The 5643-nt window shown below is 44.1% G+C and carries 7 protein-coding genes; 4 read left to right on the top strand and 3 right to left on the bottom strand.

Translation table 11 applies throughout. The annotated features are described in order from the left end of the window. Positions 1 to 65 precede the first annotated feature (65 nt). Entirely contained in the window at positions 66 to 1022 is a 957-nt protein-coding gene (locus tag H6S82_RS15760; protein ID WP_199315205.1) for an exopolysaccharide biosynthesis polyprenyl glycosylphosphotransferase, read from the bottom strand. Between the two features lie 316 nt (positions 1023 to 1338). On the opposite strand from H6S82_RS15760, the gene H6S82_RS15755 reads away from it, so the two are divergent. The 4 genes from H6S82_RS15755 to H6S82_RS15740 all read left to right on the top strand — a co-directional run bounded on the left by H6S82_RS15755 (position 1339) and on the right by H6S82_RS15740 (position 4659). After that, complete coding sequence (locus tag H6S82_RS15755; RefSeq protein WP_190463886.1) at positions 1339 to 1857, top strand: hypothetical protein; 519 nt, start codon at positions 1339 to 1341, stop codon at positions 1855 to 1857. Positions 1858 to 1907: 50 nt separating this feature from the next. After that, on the top strand, positions 1908 to 2795 hold the full coding sequence (locus H6S82_RS15750) for a hypothetical protein (RefSeq protein ID WP_190463887.1): 888 nt from the start codon (positions 1908 to 1910) through the stop codon (positions 2793 to 2795). Positions 2796 to 2972: 177 nt separating this feature from the next. Further along, a complete protein-coding gene (locus tag H6S82_RS15745; protein WP_190463888.1) occupies positions 2973 to 3866 on the top strand; it encodes a hypothetical protein in 894 nt (297 codons plus the stop codon). A 10-nt stretch (positions 3867 to 3876) separates the two neighbouring features. Next, entirely contained in the window at positions 3877 to 4659 is a 783-nt protein-coding gene (locus H6S82_RS15740; RefSeq protein ID WP_190463889.1) for a 7-carboxy-7-deazaguanine synthase QueE, read from the top strand. Between the two features lie 19 nt (positions 4660 to 4678). Here H6S82_RS15740 and H6S82_RS15735 read toward each other — a convergent pair whose 3' ends face one another. Both H6S82_RS15735 and H6S82_RS15730 read right to left on the bottom strand, forming a co-directional pair. Continuing rightward, positions 4679 to 4990 (bottom strand): hypothetical protein, encoded by a 312-nt coding sequence (locus H6S82_RS15735; RefSeq protein WP_191056404.1) that lies wholly within the window; start codon positions 4988 to 4990, stop codon positions 4679 to 4681. A gap of 125 nt (positions 4991 to 5115) precedes the next feature. Continuing rightward, on the bottom strand, positions 5116 to 5643 hold a 528-nt coding region (locus H6S82_RS15730), incomplete at its 5' end, for a DUF3318 domain-containing protein (protein ID WP_191056403.1).

Raw genomic sequence — 5643 nt, 5'->3', positions numbered from 1 at the left:
GGTTTCTTTAGGTAAATTTAGATTTTAGATTGAAATTCAATTTAAAATCTAAAAATTTCAATTGCTTAAACTGCCCCACTATTTTTTAGGAACACAACGACAATAGTTTTTAAAATGAGCTTCATATCATACATGAGACTCCAGTTTTTTTGATATTTCAAATCCAAACGAATCACATCCTCAAAACTGCGAATTTGAGAGCGCCCGCTCACCTGCCATTCCCCAGTCATCCCCGGTTTGACATCTAAACGCTGCCATTCTGGAACCTCGTACTTTTCCACTTCATCTGGTGTGGGCGGACGAGTGCCAACTAAACTCATTTCGCCTTTTAGCACATTCCAAAATTGAGGTAATTCATCAAAACTTGTGCGCCGTAAAAAGCGGCCAACTTTTGTAATGCGAGGGTCACGATCATTTTTGAATAGTGGGCCGGATATTTGGTTTTTAACGGTTGACTTGAGTGCTTCCGCATTAACGCACATCGAGCGAAATTTCCACATCCGAAAGCGCTTTCCCATCCAACCGCAGCGAATTTGACCGAAGAAAATTGGGCCTGGACTATTGAGCTTAATAGCAACGGCGATGGGAATAAACAAAAGGGCCGTAATTAGCAAACCTACCAGCGCCCCCACAATGTCTATGACACGTTTAAGCCAGGAACGGACAGAAGGATGGGTAACTGGTGGCTGAAATTCTTGGCGACGGGTTACGGTGGGAGGATTGATTTCGCTGATTTCCTCGATCGTAAAGACTTGGTTTAATCCGGTCAGGGACAGCACCGCCATAACTTGAGGTCGCACGTTGCGGAGTACTAATTGAATTCCTTGCTGCTGGGCAGTTTTGAGATTGCTGACAAGGGCACCCAAACCACTACTATCCATAAAAGTGGTTTGGCTGAAATCAATGATAATTTGGCTGGGAAGCGGGCTTCCCTGGCAAAGCTGTTGAAAGTTTTGCTTGAAGGCAACTGCCTCCAGCACGCTTAAACGAGGGGGAGCTTGAATTTGAGGACTCTCTTCCAAGAATTTAACCCGAAAATCTACCGCCGGAATTTAGCCAATTATGGAAACAATATAAAGACATCATATCAAGTGACAATATGATGCTGCTGTTTCCAAAAATACTGCGTTACAGTGACTGACAACATTCATCCAAAATAATTATTCCATACTCTACCAGAAACTAACTTTCTATATATTGACAAATTCTGTTTTTAATGATTGCAGGGATTCGCGATCGAATATCCCCAGTCCCAGTCTCCGATCGAGAGCCCCCCACACAAACAGCCCAACCGTAAGCCAAAATTAAAACTATAACCCCAGTCATCTGGAGAATACGATGAATTTCAATCGTTTGCGTAGAATTATACCAGCATTATTACTGGCTGTGTTGTTGCTGGTCACCTCCACCTCCTGTCGGGCGCAAGATACGTCCCCATATGCCCAAACACAAAAGCAAAGCACTCAAAGAGGGGCTACGCCGGCAGTTGCCAAGAATGCCGAACAAGGTAGCAGCTTTAATAAATTCTTTCCTAAGTCTGCTGACGGCTACCAAGTAGTACCAGCACAGGAAAAGAAAGGATTTGCTGAGTATAAGTTGAATAAAGATGGTAAGAATGTTGCCGTGATGTCTATTAACGATACGGTCAGCACTCCAGACGCTCAGAAGAAATACCAGCAAAGTACCGAAAAAATTGGCGGTTATCCAGCAGCCGAAGCTCCCGGTAACGCTACAGGAGTCCTCGTAAATAATCGCTACCAAGTAAAAGTGGCATCCCGCGATCCATCTTTTACCAAGAACGATCGCGTCACTTGGCTGCAAAAATTTAACTTGAGTGGAATTGCCCAACTCAAGTAAATTTTTGTGCAGTAACTTTTCCGATAACAACCATCAAACAAGGATTTTTTGTGAGCAAAACGATTTATCAATTAGTTGATGAACTGCCCTCTGGCGGTATGACTGTGATGGCGTTGCGATCGCTTGATATTGTCGTTCCAGGCGAGTGGCAAAATTTGGTTGGTTTCGATAACACAATTCGCGCCGTTACAGGTGAAACAGACCCAGCTTTTATCCAACAAATTGGCGAACGCGCCGTCTATTTGTTCAACGACAAATCGCAGGGATACCAAACAGCTTTATGGCTGTATCAATCAGTCGATCGAGCTTCTTCTGCGTTGGGTGCAGCTGCTTTAGCCAACAAAGTTGGCGAGAAAGTTCCTCTGCTCGGATTTCTCGGTAACATCACTCCCAAAGCAGAAAAAGCGCAAACGATCGACCTAGCTGTTAAGTTAGTAGTTGAATTGGTTGCCTTCTGTCAAATTAACGGTATTCCCGGCGACAGCATTGGCGATTTCTTAGCATCTCTAGGCGACTACAGCGGCGAATCTTTGATGCGGATGGCGGCGCTAGTTTGCTTTGATGGTCTGATTCCTCTTGGCCCTGACTTTATCCAAATGGTTCTGTCGAGATTCAATAACATGAGTCCGCAAGAATTGGAACAAAATCAAAGTTTCCAAGGTGTCAAAGATCAGATTCCTGGCGGTAATTCTGACGGTAAACTCGGTTTTATTAACGAAAGCTTTGGTTCGGTTTCTGGATGGATGGGTGATTTTGTTAAATCTCGCGGTTTGACACCGCAAAAAGTTGCCCAGAATCTATCCAACTTTATCGAATTTAGCGATGATAAGCTGGATTATCTCGGTGCTTTCCTGGATGTGTCAACGAATTATTACGAACACACAGGCATTCAAACTTTAGCTCGTCGGTTAATTGAACGAGCTGTTGCCGAAATTTAGAAAAAAGTTGTCTTCAGGGTGCATCTCTTTCTCAGTATCCGAAAAGCTGCTATTTCAAATGGTAGATAATAGTAGTTGTGTGAAAGTGAGATGCACCCACAAGGAATCATAAAAAAGCAGGGTTCGTTCTAAATACACAAGCAATCTCCAATCTAAAATTACAAATTCCAAATCGCGATGAGTCAGACTAAACCTATTAATGAATTGGTTGATAAACTCCCGACTAGCAATGTAACCGTTTATTTGCTGCGAGCTTTGGATTCGGTTGCTCCGGGTGAGTGGGAAAACTTAGTCGGGTTTGAAAATACTATTCGCGCTGTGACAGGAGAAACCAATAATAAAACAGTGAAAAAAATACGCGATCGCGCGATCGATTTGTATAGCGATCGCTCGCAAGGATACCAGCAAGCTTTGTGGATATACCAAACCGTAGATAACGCGGATACGGCGCTGGGTGCAGCCGCAATGGCTAACAAAATTGGCGAAAAAGTCGGTTTTCTGTCTTTCTTAAACAAGCTAACTCCCAAGGCTGATACAATTCAAACTATCGATTTAGCGATAAAATTAGTAGCAGAGCTAATCGCTTTTGCAAAGATGAACGGCTCGCCTGCGATCGAGATTAGTGATTTTAAAGCGGCGTTGAGCAGTTATCATCATGAGTCTCTCATTAGAATGGCTGCTTTAGTTTGCGTTGATGGTCTGGTTCCCCTTGGCCCGGATTTTGTCTCCAAGGTACAATCAACTTTAGGTGGGCTTAATCCTTCTCTTTTACAACAAAATTCCACTTTCCAAAGTTTGAGTAATTTAATTCCGGGAGGTAGTACGGGAGATAAATTGGGCTTTATTGGCGCAAGTTTCGCATCAGTGCAAGGCTGGATGAATAATTTTGTAGGTTCTCGCCATTTAACGCCACAAATGTTTCTTGGCAATCTCAAAAAATATGTGGATATCGCTGATGATAAACTGGATTATGTCGCTGCCTTTCTGGACATGACAACCAACTACTTTGAACACACGGGTACTCAAACTGTAGCTCGGCGCTTAATCGAACGAGCTGCTTCTGAAATTTAGAGATAAAAATATGGCAACGCAAATCGCCGCACCACCAAAAGCGCGTTTAATTGAAGTGTTCTCCGCCATTCAAGGCGAAGGAATGAATGTGGGTACGCGCCAAATTTTCATTCGTTTTGCGTTGTGCGATTTGCGCTGCCATTTTTGCGATAGCGCTCATACTTGGAGCGTTCCAGAAGTTTGTCAAATTGAAAAAACGCCGGGATGGCGCGATTTTGAAACTCATCCCAATCCGGTAATGCTAACAGATTTGCTGTCATGGGTGGAAAGGCAAAATCAACCGGGATTGCACGATAGTATTAGTTTGACTGGTGGAGAACCGCTTCTTTCTGCGCCGTTTTTGGTGCAATTTTTACCAGAAGTGCGATCGCTGACCGATTTGCCAATATACTTGGAAACTGGCGGTCATCGTCCAGAGCAATTATCCCAGCTTTTGCCTTACTTGGATTCGATCGGCATGGACATCAAACTACCGAGTGTCAGCGGTGAAAATCGCTGGCAAGCTCATCAAGAATTTTTACAACTTTGTGGCAATTCACAACTAGAAGTATTTGTCAAGATAATTATTTCCAGTCAAACCAATCCAGCCGAATTAGAACAAGCTGGTGAGTTGGTAGCTTCTGTAAATCCGGCAATTCCGATATTTTTGCAACCCGTAACGGCGCTACCGGGTGAGGTTTTGGTAGTTGTTCCTGCACCCGATCGCGTTTTGGAATGGCAAGCATTGATGAAGCGTTTTGTCAAGCAAGTGCGAGTGATACCGCAGACTCACAAAATGATGAATCAGCTGTAATTTCCTTCTCTACCGATCTTCAATTAAGTGCAGATGATTCCCTCATTCCCAGTTCAGCCGTAATTTCTGGTAGGCAGATATTGCTGTTTTCCTCTTGCTGCCATTTCTCGTTCATATTGCCAACAGAAAGATCGGCGAGAGTTAACACAGGAAGCTTCAATGCGTCTTTAAAAGACTCAATATCTGCGGCTAATTCTTCTAAACTTTCTCCAGAAGGTGCAACTGCATTTTCTGTGCATCCAAAAATAGAGCCATCCTTTGCATAAAAGACTTCACGAATGATGCAATCGCCGTTTGTTTCTCGAAAAACGCGATAGTTCCAGGTTTTCATTACAAATTGGCTAACAGGTTTGAGGATAAGAGTAAGAGCGGTCATAAACGGAATTAAAAATAAGCTTTTGAATTCAGAAACCCGGTTTCTTCAAGAAACCGGGTTTCTTTTGCAAAACCGATCGCCTAACCGTAAATATCTTCCGATTGGTAATCTTCGCGAGAGGCTTTCATTTTGGCTTTTGCCTTGTTGGCGCTACGTTTGAGCGCTTGCAGTCGCGCTTCGTATTTGCTGCGCTGACGTTTAGCGGGAGTCAAGTCGATCATCGCTTTTAAAGCGCTACCGAGACTTTTGTAGGCATTGGGGAGAGAATAGCCGAAACGGGTGGCGAGTGCGATCGCTTTTTCGTCGGCGTCGATCGCTTCCTTGAGGGTGCGTTCGCCGTTATTCTTTTGATAAAGTCGCCAACCTGACACGCCGCAAAGTCCCAGTGCCAACAGCAGCAACAAACCATCTTGTACCCACAATTCTCCCACAGCGCCACCCAAGCCGATCGCCAGCGCTGCCATTTCCCAACCATCTCTGGGAATTGTATCGTTTTGAATGCGGGCGACTTCGTGCCAGAACAGCAAATTGCGCTGATCCATTGCCAGTTGATCCCATTTCACCAGGTCAATTTGGATTTCCACCTGGTCTTTGCCAATTTCTTCACA

Source organism: Planktothrix sp. FACHB-1355 (assembly GCF_014748295.1).
Classification (GTDB): domain Bacteria; phylum Cyanobacteriota; class Cyanobacteriia; order Cyanobacteriales; family Aerosakkonemataceae; genus Aerosakkonema; species Aerosakkonema funiforme_A.
Note: the sequence above shows the minus strand (reverse complement) of the source record. Positions and strands in the feature narration are given on the sequence as shown.